Origin of the sequence: Siphonobacter sp. BAB-5405 (assembly GCF_002872335.1) — a bacterium.
Classification (GTDB): domain Bacteria; phylum Bacteroidota; class Bacteroidia; order Cytophagales; family Spirosomataceae; genus Siphonobacter.
Genome location: NZ_NJAG01000022.1, coordinates 30223 through 45459, shown reverse-complemented (window position 1 = coordinate 45459; position 15237 = coordinate 30223). Strand labels below are relative to the sequence as shown.

At 49.4% G+C, this 15237-nt stretch carries 13 protein-coding genes; 5 read left to right on the top strand and 8 right to left on the bottom strand.

Features of this window, described 5'->3' with window-relative positions; genetic code table 11:
- Nucleotides 1-42: 42 nt before the first annotated feature.
- The gene (locus BWI97_RS16820; RefSeq protein ID WP_102201976.1) at nt 43-936 is read left to right on the top strand and encodes a polyphosphate kinase 2 family protein; all 894 of its coding nucleotides are present in this window, start codon (nt 43-45) and stop codon (nt 934-936) included.
- On the opposite strand, the gene BWI97_RS16815 is transcribed toward BWI97_RS16820, so the two are convergent.
- From BWI97_RS16815 to BWI97_RS16790, 6 genes are all read right to left on the bottom strand, one after another.
- Entirely contained in the window at nt 933-2021 is a 1089-nt protein-coding gene (locus BWI97_RS16815; protein ID WP_102201974.1) for a glycosyltransferase family protein, read from the bottom strand. The two genes, BWI97_RS16820 and BWI97_RS16815, sit on opposite strands and share 4 nt — an antisense overlap.
- A 3-nt stretch (nt 2022-2024) precedes the next feature.
- On the bottom strand, nt 2025-2876 hold the full coding sequence (locus BWI97_RS16810) for a UDP-2,3-diacylglucosamine diphosphatase (protein ID WP_102201972.1): 852 nt from the start codon (nt 2874-2876) through the stop codon (nt 2025-2027).
- A gap of 196 nt (nt 2877-3072) precedes the next feature.
- The gene (locus BWI97_RS16805) at nt 3073-3762 is read right to left on the bottom strand and encodes an OmpA family protein (protein WP_094815215.1); all 690 of its coding nucleotides are present in this window, start codon (nt 3760-3762) and stop codon (nt 3073-3075) included.
- Nucleotides 3763-3828: 66 nt separating this feature from the next.
- A complete protein-coding gene (locus BWI97_RS16800) occupies nt 3829-4461 on the bottom strand; it encodes a DUF4136 domain-containing protein (protein ID WP_094815217.1) in 633 nt (210 codons plus the stop codon).
- A gap of 118 nt (nt 4462-4579) precedes the next feature.
- Nucleotides 4580-5119: an AAA family ATPase gene (locus BWI97_RS16795; protein ID WP_102201970.1), complete on the bottom strand. Its 540-nt coding sequence runs from the start codon at nt 5117-5119 to the stop codon at nt 4580-4582.
- Between the two features lie 111 nt (nt 5120-5230).
- Nucleotides 5231-6445, bottom strand: a complete 1215-nt coding sequence (locus BWI97_RS16790) for a glycosyltransferase family 4 protein (protein WP_102201968.1) — start codon at nt 6443-6445, stop codon at nt 5231-5233.
- A 265-nt stretch (nt 6446-6710) separates the two neighbouring features.
- On the opposite strand from BWI97_RS16790, the gene BWI97_RS16785 reads away from it, so the two are divergent.
- Entirely contained in the window at nt 6711-7025 is a 315-nt protein-coding gene (locus BWI97_RS16785) for a DUF721 domain-containing protein (RefSeq protein ID WP_102201967.1), read from the top strand.
- A gap of 60 nt (nt 7026-7085) precedes the next feature.
- Here BWI97_RS16785 and BWI97_RS16780 read toward each other — a convergent pair whose 3' ends face one another.
- Nucleotides 7086-8525 carry a pseudouridine synthase gene (locus tag BWI97_RS16780; RefSeq protein ID WP_233207884.1) on the bottom strand — a complete coding sequence of 480 codons (1440 nt, stop codon included), beginning with the start codon at nt 8523-8525 and terminating at the stop codon, nt 7086-7088.
- A 430-nt stretch (nt 8526-8955) separates the two neighbouring features.
- Between BWI97_RS16780 and BWI97_RS16775 the strand changes: the two genes are divergently transcribed.
- The 3 genes from BWI97_RS16775 (at nt 8956) to BWI97_RS16765 (ending at nt 13968) form a co-directional block, all read left to right on the top strand.
- Nucleotides 8956-10956, top strand: a complete 2001-nt coding sequence (locus BWI97_RS16775; RefSeq protein ID WP_199182025.1) for an OmpA family protein — start codon at nt 8956-8958, stop codon at nt 10954-10956.
- A 132-nt stretch (nt 10957-11088) separates the two neighbouring features.
- A complete protein-coding gene (locus BWI97_RS16770) occupies nt 11089-13095 on the top strand; it encodes a helix-hairpin-helix domain-containing protein (protein ID WP_102201963.1) in 2007 nt (668 codons plus the stop codon).
- Between the two features lie 84 nt (nt 13096-13179).
- On the top strand, nt 13180-13968 hold the full coding sequence (locus tag BWI97_RS16765; RefSeq protein WP_102201961.1) for a PhzF family phenazine biosynthesis protein: 789 nt from the start codon (nt 13180-13182) through the stop codon (nt 13966-13968).
- A 99-nt stretch (nt 13969-14067) separates the two neighbouring features.
- Here BWI97_RS16765 and murB read toward each other — a convergent pair whose 3' ends face one another.
- Entirely contained in the window at nt 14068-15078 is a 1011-nt protein-coding gene (murB, locus tag BWI97_RS16760; protein ID WP_102201959.1) for a UDP-N-acetylmuramate dehydrogenase, read from the bottom strand.
- Nucleotides 15079-15237: the final 159 nt, after the last annotated feature.

Below are 15237 nucleotides of genomic sequence, written 5' to 3'. Positions count from 1 at the left end.
GGGGCAACACCCTATTTTTTAGACTTCTGTTCCACACTCTTTATGAATGTATCACTCAACTCCGATGATTTTCGGTTCACAGGCAAGGGTTCTTTCAAAATCAAGGAAGCCGCAACGAAAATTAAAGATCTGTATCAGAACAAAGATGAATACGAAGAACTGCTGACGCAGTATCGTCAGGAAATCGACGATTTACAAAGCCTGATGTATGCTCATAATCGTTTCGGACTCTTATTGATTTTCCAGGCCATGGACGCCGCCGGTAAAGACGGAACCATCGGCCACGTGATTACCGGCGTCAACCCTTTTGGCGTCAATATTCATAATTTCAAGAAGCCTTCTTCGCTCGAACTCGAACACGATTTCATGTGGCGTACGAGCCTGCGACTCCCGCAACGGGGTACCATTGGTATCTTCAACCGCAGTTATTATGAAGAAGTCCTCGTCACGAAAGTTCATCCCGAGATTATTACGAATACGCAACTGCTACCCCATGAGCTCACCGAAGACATGGATAAGCTTTTCAAACATCGGTATAAAGACATCAAGGCGTTCGAAAAATACCTGCGGCATAACGGCATTGAGGTCATGAAATTCTTTCTGAACGTTTCGAAGGAAGAACAGGCCAGTCGCCTCATCAGTCGTATTGAAGATGCTTCTAAGAACTGGAAATTTGAAGAAAGCGACGTTAATGAGCGGGACTACTGGGACGATTACATGCAGGCCTACGAAGAAACCATCAACCAAACGTCAACGAAAAAATCGCCCTGGTACATCATCCCGGCGGATGATAAAAAGAACATGCGGCTGATTGTAAGCCAGCTGATTCTGGAAAAACTCAGCAGCCTCTTTATGCATTATCCCGAAAGCAGTGAAGAACGTCAAAAAGAGCTGAAGAAGCTGATTGATCGTATCAACGATCAAACCAAAGCTTAACGACTGAGTTCTTCCAGATGCCGTACGATTAGCTCGGACCCACGTCGGTGCCAGTCCTGAAAACGGGTCTGGATGGATTGGTGCGTAGGTAGGTAGGCTAGAAAGCGATCCAGATCCAGAAACGAAGTGGCCCGTATGCCGACACCGGCTCGTACGGCATCCAGGGCATTCACGGCCTGTTCAAAATGCCCCGGCGTTGGGAATAACATGACCGGCTTACCCAGGTACATGGCCTCACAGATCGATTCGAAGCCGGACGTACTCACCAGCCCCCGGCAGCGACGCATGGCATCCAGAAAAGCCGTAGCATTCACCTGATGAAGCGTTAGATTCGGTAAAGGCTGCTCGACCGCTGCGACTCCCGGGCGATCCCAGAAGGCCTGCACGTGCGTATCGGGGTGCGTACGACACCAGTCTTCCAGATCCGAGGCCAAGCGGTAATTGGTCGTATAGGCCAGCAGGAAAGGTTCTTCAGTCGTTTCCAGTTCCAATACGTCCTGTCGGAGTAAAGGAGGAATGACGTAAATATTGGCGGCCACATCATCCGCCATTTCGTAGAAAGACAGGGCCAGTTTCCGGCGGCTTCCGACGGCCGACAACCAGGTGATGGTGTTGACAATCCGCCGGTTGAGTACGCCTTCGGCGGGTAGCTCGAAGCGGCGGTGCAGTAACAAATATTGGTGAGCAATGCAGACCACCGGAATCGGCGAGCGGTATTGCCACTGCCAGACCCCACACATCATTTCGTAAAAATTTACGATGACGGTGGGCTTTTTTTCCTGGATAAAGGTATTGATTTCCGTAGCCTGCCGCCAGAAACGAGTGCCTTTGCGGGCGTTCGTCAGCAGCGTAGGCCCTACGGCAAGGGCTTTAGTTTTGTCACTATACAGCAGGGCCGGGCTTTCGACTGCTTTAAAATCCGTGGGCAGGTACTGCCGAAGCAGGGAAGAAATCTCCCGATCCGGAGCAACGCCTACGATGGCCCCTACTAAATCGTGCCCCTGATTTCGCAGGATTTCGTACAGAGCAACCGCCTGCGTCTGATGGCCACGGCCTTCGCCCTGAATAAAAAAAAGAATTCGCATACCTTACGCTTTCATCGCACTCAAAGATATAAGGCTTTTTAATAGGTCTTCCTGCTGATCGTCTTCTTCTTCGGTAGAAGTTTCCTCTTCTTTATTATCCACGGTGGTTGGCGTGTAGTACAGCAGATTCCAGACGCCTTCGTGATCTTCCACTAAAGCGGTTAGGGATTCTACCCAATCGCCCGAGTTCAGGTACTGCACATTTCCGATCATACGGATGGAGGGCTGGTGAATATGCCCGCAGATGATTCCGGTACAACCTTTGGATTGAGCCAGATCCGCCAGTTTTTCCTCAAAATCCGAAATGTAGTTGACCGCCGCTTTCACCTTGTGTTTGATTTCCTGCGAAAGCGAATAGTACGGCAACCCCCGCCAGGCTCGCCAGTGATTGTAGAATTTATTAATGCCCAGCAGCAGATTGTACCCGACGTCGCCCACGTAAGCCAGCCATTTCAGATGTGTGGTAATGCGGTCGAAAATATCCCCGTGCGTGACGTAATAATGCTGGTTCAGGTGGGTTTTGAGAATGTAGTCGCGGCGGATGGAAAAGTATTTGCCCACGCGTAGGGGTAAGACGTGGTCCAGAAAATCATCGTGGTTACCCCGCAGATAAATGACCTTTGTATCGTACTGCTCGATCATTTTGAGTACCTGCCGAAAAAAGCCCGTATGCTTTTTCTTCCAGGTATTGCCGTACTTCTTCAATTGCCAGCCATCGATGATGTCACCATTCAGCAGCAACTTGTCACAAGTGTACTGTTTGAGAAAGGCGGTTACTTCGCGGGCTTTCGACCCTTTTGAGCCTAAATGTATATCCGAAAGGACAATCGTGCGAAAATGGGTGCGTACTTCCATATCGCAAGATATTTTATAAAAATTATCCCTTTTTCAATGGCATTTTACGCTTTCAAGAAGAATACAAGACGCTGGTTAACAATACGTTCACATTATTAAATCTGTACGTGCAAGTGGGAATCACTTGGGATTAGTCCACAAAAAAACCGCTGAAAAAACGTTCAGCGGTTTTTTGTCTATCAATACTTCTGGCGGTTTACCACCAGCGATAGAATAGTCCGGCCGATGCCGAAACGTTGGTAACATTCGAAAGGTAATCGCTCTTGAAGGGCGAATAGAAGTAAGTAGCCTGTACATCGGCTCCAAAGTTGCCATTTTTGGCAAACAGGAACCGAGCCCCCAGGCCAACCTGTCCACTTAACGCCACTGAATTCTTCCCTTCTTCCAGATAGCCAAAATACGTGAGATTCCGCATGGCCGTACCGCCGAGTCCCGCTAACACATACGGTCGTATGGGAGCATTCGAACCCGTGAAGTGGTATTTACCGAAGACGTGCAGGGAAGTGGCTCCCAGCGAACGCGTCTGAACCGCTGAAATATCCTGGTCTCCTTCCGTGTAAACCTGACGGGCTGAACGCTCCTTGAAGTAGGAATAATTAAACTGTAAGCCCAGCGAGAAGTTCTTGGGAAAGATAAATTCACCGGACACGTTATAGTGGTACTTGGAAGTTGCGTTCGTATAGTCTTTCAGGCTACCCAGTGGAGAAGCGACACCGTACCGGGCGGAAATCTGATAGTGCGTGTAGCGTTCGAAGGGGGATCCCATCGTCCGGGTTGGTACGCTACGGTACTCATAATCCTGTTTTTTATTATAGTAGTCTGGGTTTTGTTGAGCGTACGCCCCAGAGGCTAGTCCAACCAATGCCAGCAAAAGCAAGCGTCTCATACGTACAAATGGATTAATGTGAGAATGTTAGGAAAGAATCGGCCTGAATACTTCCGGCAGATTCTGCTAATTGGCTTTTAAATACGACGACTGAGCGAAAATGGCATCCACCAGACTCGTAATCTGCGATTCCTGATAGATTCCGTCACCCCGAATCTGAGCATCCCAGATGACGTTGGCCTTATTATCCGCACTTATGTTCTTGAGATCAGCAATCCGTACGTACCAGTAATTTTCGTTGTACGAATAGTAATTATAGAATACGGGATATCCATAACCGTAGCCAATACCTCCGAACCCGCCGTATCCACCATAACCCCAATAGGGATCGAACCAGGGATTGTACGTTGGTACATAACCCGATTGCGTATACGAAATCCGGGCTGGCGTTACTTCCAGATCCGGCTTTGCCGTACGGGCCACTCGCGTATAGCCATTGGCGATCAGGTTTCTCGCAATCCGATCAATGTAGACCAAATCCTGTACGGCTGCTCCCCGGCCACTCCGGTCGTTTTCAACGATCAGAACCGAGTCAGGAATCGAAAACGTTTTATAGGATTTGTAATCGACGTTGCTGTGGTTGGTAATGAATACCTTCGAGTCGTTCGGGTCGAGATCTTTCACTGGATCGCGTTCACAAGCCGTCCAGATCCCCACACTAAGCACTAGGAGCAAAAGTGATTTTGAGATGCGTTTCATGTCTTTAGATACCGTTCAAATACACAATGATGTAACGAAAAAACTGGGCCTTAAATTTTCCATTTACTAAGTAAGACCCCTTTTTTCGGCTTCAAGTTTAGATGAGGGTTATTAAAATTTAACCGATGTTAGCCGATGGCTCACGCAATAGCGTTTCTACGGCCTGAATGGCCTGTTGCAACCGTTGCTCATAGTTCCCTGAAATGAGAACGTAGGGACGCTGGTAGCATTCCAGTAACTCACGAAGCCGGTTGAAGTGCCATTCCCGCCGATCCGCAAATAAACGAAGGTCATCCTGAATCCAGGGTACGTCGGGGCTTAATAAAAGCGTAAGCGGATAGTTGTACTGAGCGGCCCATTCCTGCACGATGGCCGGACATTCGCCCAGATAAAGCTCAGCGAAGGTTTGAGTGACAACCACATCGGTATCACAAAACAACAGGGGATGCGTGGAAGCGAGCATTCCCTGCTCTTCATAATACAATTGTCCGGCAGCAATGTGGCAGTGATCCATCGCATCGCAGTCGTTGCCAAAGCGTTCGCAGTACAACCGACCATATTCCTCAATCCAGTTGGTACCAAAATGTTCGGCGAGTTGACGGGCCAACGTGGTTTTCCCCGTTGAAGGCGGTCCCATCAATACAATCTTTTTACGCATGAAGTCATCAGTACTTTGGATGAAAGGCTAAATAAAAGAGAAAAAGCCAAAGTAGAAGAAAAATTTCCTCTACCCTGACTTTTCTCTTTCCAGCAATGGTGTCGATAACGTTTACTCTACGGCCATGCGTACCCGTTCCTCTACCAACTCCGGTTGAAAGAGAGTAACCAGTTTAGCTCCGAGTTTTTGACGGGAAAATTGCGTTTCGGCCAGACCTCGGGCCTGCAAACTTGCCTGACGTAATCGCTCGGGCTGGTGCAGATAAGGCTCCAGTTTTTCGAAGAAATCCGCTGGTTTACGCGGGTCTGCGTAGAATCCACAGCCCTCCCGCTCGATCAGGTCGCAGTGCCAGCCCCGTATGTTGATCACACTGAGTTTGCCCGCGGCCAGAGCCTCGAATAGTTTGTTCGGTGAGTTGGTGCCCAGAGCCGGTACGTCGAGGTACGACAGGTAAGCAACGTCGGTCACGTTAAGTACTTCCCGTAATTGCCCTTTATTGAGATGTCCCAGAAATTGTACGTTCGTCAGACCTACGGCTTTCTGCTTCAAACGAGCCAGCTCTGAGCCCGTACCCGCAATCAGGAAAGCTACTTCTGCACGATTGGCTCCGTACCGGGCGATGTTAATCAGGGAGTCCAGGTCTACTACTTTCCCAACGGAGCCAAAATAGGTGACTACTGTCTTCCCGGTTACCTGCCAGCGTTCTTCCAGAGACCCATCTTTTTCATGGGGCTGGTAAAACTCGCAGTCCGCTATATTCGAAATATAATGTACTTTGGAAGGTGTACCGATTCGCTGTTGAATATTCTGCTGAATGGCCGGCGAAAGACCAATGATTTTTTCGGCCTGCTGATAGAACAGATGTTCCAATCCATAAAGCATTTTCTGAAGCAGGGTATTTTTAAAATAACCCATCTGAATGGGCGTCAGCGGCCAGAGATCCCCTACTTCAAAATAGTACGGAACGCCCCGAAACCATTTCATGGCCAAACCAATGAAACCGACGCTTAAAGGTACCGAAGCCACATAACAGGTCTGGACATTCTTAATACGTAAGGCACAAAAAATAGCTTTCAGTACGAAGGCTGCGTATACGTACAAGCGACGAAGCGTCCCATACCGTTGCTCGTAGTGAAGGGGCAGGTAATGGACGGTCAGTCCTTCGATCTGTTTTCGCTGATACGTTTTTTCATTGTGACTCGTAATTACCTCTACTTCGAAACCAGCATCGGACAGAGCTTTCGACAGATAGTACGAGCGAATGATGCCGCCTTCCGCCGGAGTTCTGAAAAACTGATAGACGTATACGATTTTTTGGGATACCATCGGGTAAAAACTAGTGGGCAGTACTGCTAAATTAACAATTCAAAAGAAGTTATTCGCACGACTGCATAAGATATTTCCGAACGGATGTAACACGAAGGAAAGGTTACATTTTCCTTCTTATTCAAGAGCGGTGGAGAAAAGGTCTAGCAAAGTTAAACTTTATCCATAAAAAATGACAGAATCAACTAATTCTGAGCCGTTAAAACTTACGATGCCGTTGATTTCTAACCTGCCCTCCCTACCTTTGTTTCAAACAACACCAATCATGCCCCTTATTCGAGAGCAGAAGGCTCGCAAGCCCGGCACTACCACTTTGAAAGCAGCTATTGATGAAATGCTGCGGGCGTATCAGCTCAAAAATAAGTACAGCGAGACGTATCTGGTGGCTTTTTGGGAAAAGCTCGTGGGGAAATCCATTGCCAGCCGTACGGGACGACTATACGTAGCCGAAGGTACGTTATACGTACAGATTCTTTCGGCTCCTTTGCGGCAGGAACTGGTGCTGGCTAAAACCAAGCTCATCGAGCTACTCAACCGTGAAATGGGCGAAGAGGTGGTTCGGGACGTGATTTTCATCTAACCGCAGCTATTCTTATAAAGTAAAAGGCCGTTTGAACTTCCATTCAAACGGCCTTTTACTTTATACCAGATACTTCAGGCGGATTACTTCTTTTTCCGTCAGATACCGCCACTGTCCGCGGGGTAATTCTTTCTTGTTCAATCCGGCAAAAGAAGTCCGGTCGAGTTTCGTTACGTCGTATCCGAATTTCTCAAAAATCCGGCGTACAATCCGGTTCCGACCCGAGTGAATGCGAATACCAATCACCTGAGCGTCGGGCGTGATGATACTTACTTCATCCGGCTTGATGAGACCATCTTCCAGTTCAACCCCTTTGCGAATGGCTTCAAAATCTTCCGTCGTAATGGGTTTATCAATTTCAACCTGATAGATTTTTTCGATCTGGTGCGAGGGATGCGTCAGCTTTTCAGCCATTTCACCGTCGTTGGTCAGTAACAGCAGCCCCGTCGTGTTCCGGTCAAGACGTCCCACGGGATAAATGCGTTGTTCGGCAGCCGTTTTCACCAGTTCCATCACTGTACGGCGATCCATATCGTCTTCTACCGTCGTGATGTAATCTTTGGGTTTATTCAGCAGTACGTAGACCATTTTCTCAGGATTGAGCACACGGCGTCCGTAGCGAACCACTTCACCGGGTTTCACCTGATACCCCAGTTCTTTTACTACTTTCCCATTCACCGAGATTTCTCCGGCTTCGATCAATACGTCCGCATCCCGCCGCGAACACACCCCTGACAGAGCTATGTAACGGTTCAGGCGGGTCGTATCGCTGCTCTTTTCATTCCGCTCAATCTTTTTCTTGATTTTCTCAGGAGCGTTTTCCTTGTACTTGTCGATGTTATAATTCGGCGTAGCTTTTACCGTTTCATTCTCGTTGGAATGACCTCGGCGACCTGATCGACGGGTCGGATCATGATCGGCCCGTTTGCCGTACCGCGACGGTAACTCTTTTTTATCGGAGCCCGAGCGTTCGGGTCTTTCTCCTTTCGGGAACGTGGGTTTGTCAAAACTACGTTTACCCGGACGATCCGATCCTTTTTCAAACCGGGATTCTCCTTCTTTTCGCTCGCCGCGGGGTTTATCGAACGAACGGTCGTTGTCTCGGCGGGGCCGGAATTCGTCATTGCGACGTTCCGGTTTATCGAAGCTACGTTCCCCACGAGGCTTGTCAAACGAGCGTTCCCCACGAGGTTTATCGAAGGGTCGGTCAGTTTCGCGACGAGGCCGGGATTCATCACTGCGACGTTCCGGTTTATTACCGTTACGTTCGCCACGAGGTTTATCGAAGGAGCGGTCGTTTTCCCGACGGGGGCGGAATTCATCGTTCCGACGTTCGGGCTTATCGAAGTTACGCTCGCCACGGGGTTTGTCGAAAGAACGGTCATTTTCGCGGCGGGGGCGTGAGTCGTCATTCCGACGTTCCGGGCGACTTTCTGAGAAGGGTTTGCCTTCAGTACTGTTTTTACGGGGTCTACGTGAAGACTCCTCTTGCTTAGCCATGTTCGTGGTCTTTGGTAAGAAGTTCAGGCTATTCGATTGGCCGGGCGATTCAGGTAAAACTTTTAAAGCGTTCCCTCGTTTTACTACTGAATAATCACGCCGATACCGTATCCGTGGCCCTAAACTTTTTTGTTGCAACATCCCTGCTGTAACCTCCTGATTTCAAATGAATTACTAAAAATCAGTAAATAGGGGCGGCAAAGGTAAAATAAATTTCCCGATTATTAGGTTAATGCTCTGTACGAATGTACCGAATGGATGAATAATCCGTTAGAGCACAGAAAAGTTTCCTCCGATTTGGAAAGCTTTTCCGGATCGGAGAACCCGGATTTTTCAGACGTTGCATTCCCTGACGCCTGTTCAGGAATAAGTCTCAAACCACGTTCACCGGATTTTGCCTAACTTGAACCCGCAAACTACCGCATCTACTATGAAGTTGATTACTACTTCTCGTCTTTCCATCTTACTGCTCAGCCTTTGTCTGACGGCCTGTAATTCGGCCTTGCAGTCGCTGAAGAAAGGGGAAAAATACTATGAAAACGGTGAATACGAATTAGCAATTAAACAGTTTCAGAAAGCCGTCAGCAAAGAACCTGCCCGGGTCAATATGCTTATTGCTGAAAGTTACCGCCGCTCCAATCGTCTCCCCCAATCGGCTGAATTTTACCAGAAAGCTCTGGAAGCGGGCAGTAAAGAACCTACGCTACGTCTGTACTATGGCTATGCCCTCAAGTCGCAGGGTAATTACGCGGCGGCTGGTGAACAACTGCGGAATTTCACCCGGCTTTCAGTCACGAACCGTTCGCTACTGACGCTGGCCCGCCGGGAACTCGACAACCTGACGCTCATCGATTCGCTAAGCCAGATGGTTAGTAATTACAAGCTGACGAACATTTCGAATCTAAACTCCGCTTCAGCCGAGTTTTCGCCCGTTTTGATGAAAGATGAACTTGTCTTTACGGCTTCTCGTAAGGATCGGATTTATAAAGCCAATGGTCAGCCCATGCTGGGTTTGTACAAGGCCAAGCTCACCTCCCCTACGGAAACGGCTACGCCCGAACTCTTCAGCCAGAATATTTTCGGTGAAAACATGAACGAAGGCACGCCCGTCTTCTCCGCCGATGGCAAGATGATGGTTTTTGCCCGGGGCAATACCGGTCGTAGCAAAGGAGCCGGTAATACCTCCGCCGACGTAGATCTGTATGTCAGCCGCAACACCGGCACGGGCTGGGGAGAGCCCGAGCGTCTGGCCTTCAGTGATTCAGCTTCCTGGGATGGCTCACCAGCCTTTTCAGCCGATGGTTCGACGCTGTACTTTAGTTCCAACCGGGCCGGCGGTTCCGGTGGACTGGATTTATGGCGGGTAAATATTGATAAAGCGGGCCGCTTTGGTCGTCCGGCTAATATGGGTCGGGACCTGAACACGCCGGGCAACGAGCTTTTCCCCTACGTATCTCCCGACGCCAAACTGTATTTTGCCTCAGATGGACACGCCGGTTTTGGTGGTCTGGATCTGTTTGAAGCGACGCGTAACGAAGGCGTCATTCAGGTACGAAACCTGGGCCAGCCTTTCAATTCCAAAGCCGATGATTTTGGAATGATCTGGGCGGACTCGACGCGGGGATACTTTGCTTCCAATCGGGAAGGCGGTAAGGGCGACGACGACATTTACTACTTCGAAAGCTCGAAAGAACCCGTACTGATCACCCAAACGCCGCCTACGACGCCTCGGATTCCCGGTACACAGTCTGGTAAATCGGTTCGTTATTTCATTGCCGGAACGGTCATTGATGCCAAAACGCAACAGCCGCTCGACGGTGTAAAAGTGACGGTCGTCGATGATAACGAAACCACCATTGGGGAAGCCGTTACGAACCCTGACGGTAAGTTCGGCGTTTACCCCATCCGGATTGGCCGGGATTACAATATCGTCGTGGAAAAGCCGGATTATTTGAAAAAACAGGAGCTGTTCATCACGGAAGGCAAACAGATTCCGGAGGAACGACTGACCAAACCCGTTACGGATACAACGCTGTACGCCACGGTAGACATGCTGAAGAAAGAAGTGGGTACGGAGCTTTCCAAGTCATTTAAAATCGAAACGATTTATTACGACTTTGATAAATTTAACATTCGGGCCGACGCCTCAACGGAGCTAGATAAAGTGGTTCGTATTCTGCAGGATAACCCGGATATTAAACTAGAATTAGGTTCGCACACGGATGAACGTGGTACCAATTCGTATAACCAGCGGCTTTCCCAGCAACGGGCCGAATCAGCGGTGAACTATATTCTTTCCCGCGGTATTTCGTCTGACCGTATTACTGCCAAAGGTTACGGTGAAAGTCAGTTACTAATTCCGAATGCACAAACGGAAGAACAGCACCAGTTAAACCGTCGTACGGAATTTAAAGTAGTCGGCTTAGATTAAACTCAGCTCGATCATACACAAAAAAGCCCGCACCGTGTGGCGGGCTTTTTTGTGTACCGCCCTACCGCTTCCTAAATACCTCATCCTTATTTAAGACAAAATACTCAATTTCGTCAGCTACCCACCTAGCCGATGAAATGGTTTATCTTTTTTGGTCTCTTGTCTTTGAGCTGTTATGCACAGGAACCCGCCCGGCCCGAGCTGGATCCGAGTACGCTGATTGAACATTTGTTACCCAACCAATCCGAAAACGTAACCGAAGATGTTCTGGACAATCTGTATCAGCTTTTTCAGCAACCAATCGATCTGAATACCGCGACGTATGAAGAACTTTCGGCCTTGTATATCCTGTCCGAAAAGCAACTAACCAGCTTTTTTACCTATCGCCAACGGGCCGGCTCGCTCCTATCCTTGTACGAATTACAGGCTATCCCCGACTTCGACCTTCAAACCATTCAGCGGCTGCTTCCTTTCGTACGCATACAAAACCAGCAAGTAAACGGCTCTGCCGCTCAATATGTACTCCTTCGCTATGATCGCTCACTGGAGCTTCGGCGGGGCTTTATCCCGGATGCTAAAGGGAATATCCGTTACCAGGGGCAGCCGTACCGATTGTTCACCCGCTACAAAGGTTACGCCAATCGGCAGTTTAGTTTCGGCTTTACCGCCAAACACGACGCGGGTGAACCCTGGACCTGGAAACCAGCCACCCGTAGCTACGGCATAGATTATGTTTCCTTTCATGGCTTCGTACAGAACTACGGAAAGATTAAACGCCTAGCCCTTGGTGATTACCAACTACAGTTAGGTCAGGGCTTACTTACGGCTGGAGGCTTTTATCTGGGCAAAGGCTCCGAACCCGTACTCAGCATTCGGCGTAGCCAGCTGGGGATTCGTCCGTATACTTCTGCCACGGAATACGGTTTCTTTCGTGGCCTGGCGACTACCCTGCAACTCGCCCGGCAGTGGGAATTAACTGGCTTTTATTCGCGAATTAAACGGGATGCGAATCAGGTTGATTCGATTACGGTTAGTAGTATCCAAACTTCGGGTCTGCATCGGACTACGGCCGAAATCAACGACAAAGCCAGTTTGCTTAGTCAGGATTGGGGTGGACATCTTCGTTGGCAGGGCAGAGAGGCCAGTCTGGGTCTTACGTATCTCCAGACCCGCTACGACAAACGGCTTCAGCGGGCGGATCGGGCGTATAATCACTACGAATTTGCGGGTCAGACGAATGTTGTCCTAGGCATTAACTATACCTATCTCTGGCGAAATATGAATTTCTTCGGGGAAGCAGGTCGCTCCAGCTCGGGTGGTGTCGGACTGGTTTCGGGCGTGCTGGCCAGTTTCAGTAAACGCTGGGACGGCAGTCTGATCTTCCGGCGGTACGACCGGAACTTTCATTCGTTTTACGGAAATGCGTTCAGCGAAAACTCCCGGAATATCAATGAAACGGGTTTGTATCTCGGTGGAAAGTATACGCCTAACCGCCGCTGGCAGGTGGGAGCTTACCTGGATTATTTCCGTTTTCCCTGGCTAAAGTATCTGGTAGATCAGCCATCCCAGGGCTTCGGCACGCTCATTCGGGGTACGTACCGCCCTCGTAAAACGGCTCAATGGACCGTTCAGGCATTTTACGAACAAAAAGAAAAGAATCTGCCTGCTCGCCTGTCTAAAACCCCTTTGGTTACCACCATTGCCCGTAGTGGCCTCTGGATGGGTTTTGATCAGGATTTGAACCGAAAGTGGTCCCTGAATTCCCGTATTCTATACGCCCGTTTTTCGTATCGAAGTTTCGCTCCTTCCCAGGGGTTCGCTTTGGTACAGGATGCCAAGTTTCATTCGGGAAAACTTTCCGTGACCGGCCGCCTGGCCTATTTTCACACCAACGATTACGACAGTCGCATTTATGTGTACGAATCCGATGTACTGGCCGCGTTTTCGATTCCGGCGTATGCCGATGTCGGCTGGCGTAGTTATCTGTTGGTTCATTACGGATTTTCCAAACGCTGGGATGGCTGGCTTCGACTCTCGCGTACGCAGTTGCTTAATCAACCCACAGTCGGTTCGGGATTTGATGAAATTCCGTATCCCTATCGCACGGATGTGAAAGTACAGCTGCGTTACCGCTGGTAACTTTACCACCAGAAGTTTTTTTGATCTAACGATACGACCAGTCCCGAGCAAGTTCTTACTTCGCGTTCTAACCAATCATAAGCCATGACACTTCCCATTTATCAGGTGGATGCCTTCACGAATACCCTTTTCAAAGGAAACCCCGCTGCGGTGGTTCCCTTACAGGAATGGCTGCCCAAAGAAACAATGCTCAAGATTGCCGCCGAGAACAATCTGGCGGAAACGGCTTTTTTCGTTCAGAAAGTCGATGATTATGAATTAAAATGGTTTACGCCGACGGTAGAAATTGACTTGTGTGGTCATGCGACGGTGGCTTCGGCTTTCGTATTGTACGAATTTCTGGGTTACACGCAGGACGAGATTCGCTTTCATTCCAATTCGGGCTTGCTGACGGTTCGTCGGCAGGGCTCCCGGCTGACGCTGAATTTTCCGGCCAACCCACCCCAGGCGACGGAGATTCCCGAAGGTTTGCTGGAAAGCCTGGGCCTGAGCCGGGCCTCGGAAGTACTACGGGGCCGGACCAATGATTATCTAGTGATTCTGGAAGAACAAGAACAGATTGCCGGACTCAATCCCGATCATCGTCACTTACGCACCATCGGAGCCCGGGGCGTCATCGTGAGTTCAGTAGGAACGGACGCGGATTTTGTCAGTCGCTTTTTTGCCCCCGGTTCAGGCGTAGATGAAGATCCGGTGACGGGTTCAGCCCATACCGTACTCGTACCGTATTGGGCAGAGAAACTGGGGAAAACCGAATTGTTCGCCCGTCAGATTTCAGCCCGGGGTGGTGAGCTGTGGCTTCAATTGCTGGGCGACCGGGTCGAAATTTCCGGTGAAGCCGTAGCTTATCTGAAAGGTGAGATTATGATATAAAAATAGCCCGGCATAAGAGCTGGGCTATTTTTAACCATTTCATGGGATTAGCTTTTATAGACCTAAGGTATGCTCTGGGCCATAGTCACGCTCGCTTCCTCAGATAAAATTTACCTCCGCTGAAAGAGCGATCCCGTACTTCTCCAGCACGGAAACCTGTATTTTTTCGGCAAGATTTTTAATCGCTTCGCCCGTAGCCTGGCCGTAATTGACCAGTACCAACGCCTGCCGTGTATGTACGCCCGCGTCTCCTTCGCGATAGCCTTTCCAGCCCGCCTGTTCAATGAGCCAACCCGCGGGCACTTTGATTTGTCCCGGCGTAGTGAGATAACCCGGCAGGTTAGGATACTGAGCTTTCAGGGTTTCATATTGAGCCACGGGAATTTCGGGGTTTTTGAAGAAACTCCCCGCATTGCCCAGTTCTGCCGGATCGGGTAGCTTGGATCGGCGAATTTGAATAACTGCCTGGCTAATGGCCCGACTGGACAATTCAGTGACACCCATTGCCTCCAGCGTTTTTTGAATATCGCCGTAACTAATCTGGTAGTGAGGCTTTTTTGAAAGTTTATAGGTGACACTTACGATCACATACCGACCTTTATACGCGTGCTTGAATACGCTTTCGCGGTAACCAAACCGGCAATCAGCCGCGTTAAAACTGTGGATTTCTCCCGTTTCGATGTGCAGGGCTTCGAGTGCATGAAAGACGTCCTTGATTTCTACCCCGTACGCTCCAATATTCTGCATGGGCGACGCTCCGACCGAACCCGGTATTAGGGATAAATTTTCCAGCCCAGACAGGCCCATCTCAAGCGAGGCTTCGACCAGTTTCTGCCAGACGACACCGGCTCCGGCCTTGACGAAGGTATATTCCGCATCTTCCGCGACGATGTCGATGCCCGGAATAGCCACTCGAATCACCAGACCGGGGAAATCCTGCGTTAAGAGCAAATTACTACCCCCGCCCAGAATGAGCTTGGGCGTATCCCGATGGGCTTGCAAAACCGTCTGCAAGGTCTTTACTGAGCTTACTTCAGTAAACCAGCGGGTTTTCGCCTCAATACCGAAGGTGGTATAGGGCTTTAGAGAAATATCTTGCTGCATGTGCATAAACCGGATTCCTTTTCAAACTTCGGTAAAGTTCTATCAGAAATACGTTTGATTTCCGGGAAATTCCCTGAAAATTTGTTTCCCCAAACGTAAATCGCAACGAGTCACTGGTTTAGCTTTTCTTCCTAAACCCACGCTTTGATATGGTTATGAAACCCT

Excerpts from the sequence above, each read along its gene's own strand:
- BWI97_RS16820 (WP_102201976.1), top strand. The coding sequence starts at position 43 with ATGAATGTATCACTCAACTCCGATGATTTTCGGTTCACAGGCAAGGGT.
- BWI97_RS16815 (WP_102201974.1), bottom strand. The coding sequence starts at position 2,021 with ATGCGAATTCTTTTTTTTATTCAGGGCGAAGGCCGTGGCCATCAGACG.
- BWI97_RS16810 (WP_102201972.1), bottom strand. The coding sequence starts at position 2,876 with ATGGAAGTACGCACCCATTTTCGCACGATTGTCCTTTCGGATATACAT.
- BWI97_RS16805 (WP_094815215.1), bottom strand. The coding sequence starts at position 3,762 with ATGAGACGCTTGCTTTTGCTGGCATTGGTTGGACTAGCCTCTGGGGCG.
- BWI97_RS16800 (WP_094815217.1), bottom strand. The coding sequence starts at position 4,461 with ATGAAACGCATCTCAAAATCACTTTTGCTCCTAGTGCTTAGTGTGGGG.
- BWI97_RS16795 (WP_102201970.1), bottom strand. The coding sequence starts at position 5,119 with ATGCGTAAAAAGATTGTATTGATGGGACCGCCTTCAACGGGGAAAACC.
- BWI97_RS16790 (WP_102201968.1), bottom strand. The coding sequence starts at position 6,445 with ATGGTATCCCAAAAAATCGTATACGTCTATCAGTTTTTCAGAACTCCG.
- BWI97_RS16785 (WP_102201967.1), top strand. The coding sequence starts at position 6,711 with ATGCCCCTTATTCGAGAGCAGAAGGCTCGCAAGCCCGGCACTACCACT.
- BWI97_RS16780 (WP_233207884.1), bottom strand. The coding sequence starts at position 8,525 with ATGGCTAAGCAAGAGGAGTCTTCACGTAGACCCCGTAAAAACAGTACT.
- BWI97_RS16775 (WP_199182025.1), top strand. The coding sequence starts at position 8,956 with ATGAAGTTGATTACTACTTCTCGTCTTTCCATCTTACTGCTCAGCCTT.
- BWI97_RS16770 (WP_102201963.1), top strand. The coding sequence starts at position 11,089 with ATGAAATGGTTTATCTTTTTTGGTCTCTTGTCTTTGAGCTGTTATGCA.
- BWI97_RS16765 (WP_102201961.1), top strand. The coding sequence starts at position 13,180 with ATGACACTTCCCATTTATCAGGTGGATGCCTTCACGAATACCCTTTTC.
- murB (WP_102201959.1), bottom strand. The coding sequence starts at position 15,078 with ATGCACATGCAGCAAGATATTTCTCTAAAGCCCTATACCACCTTCGGT.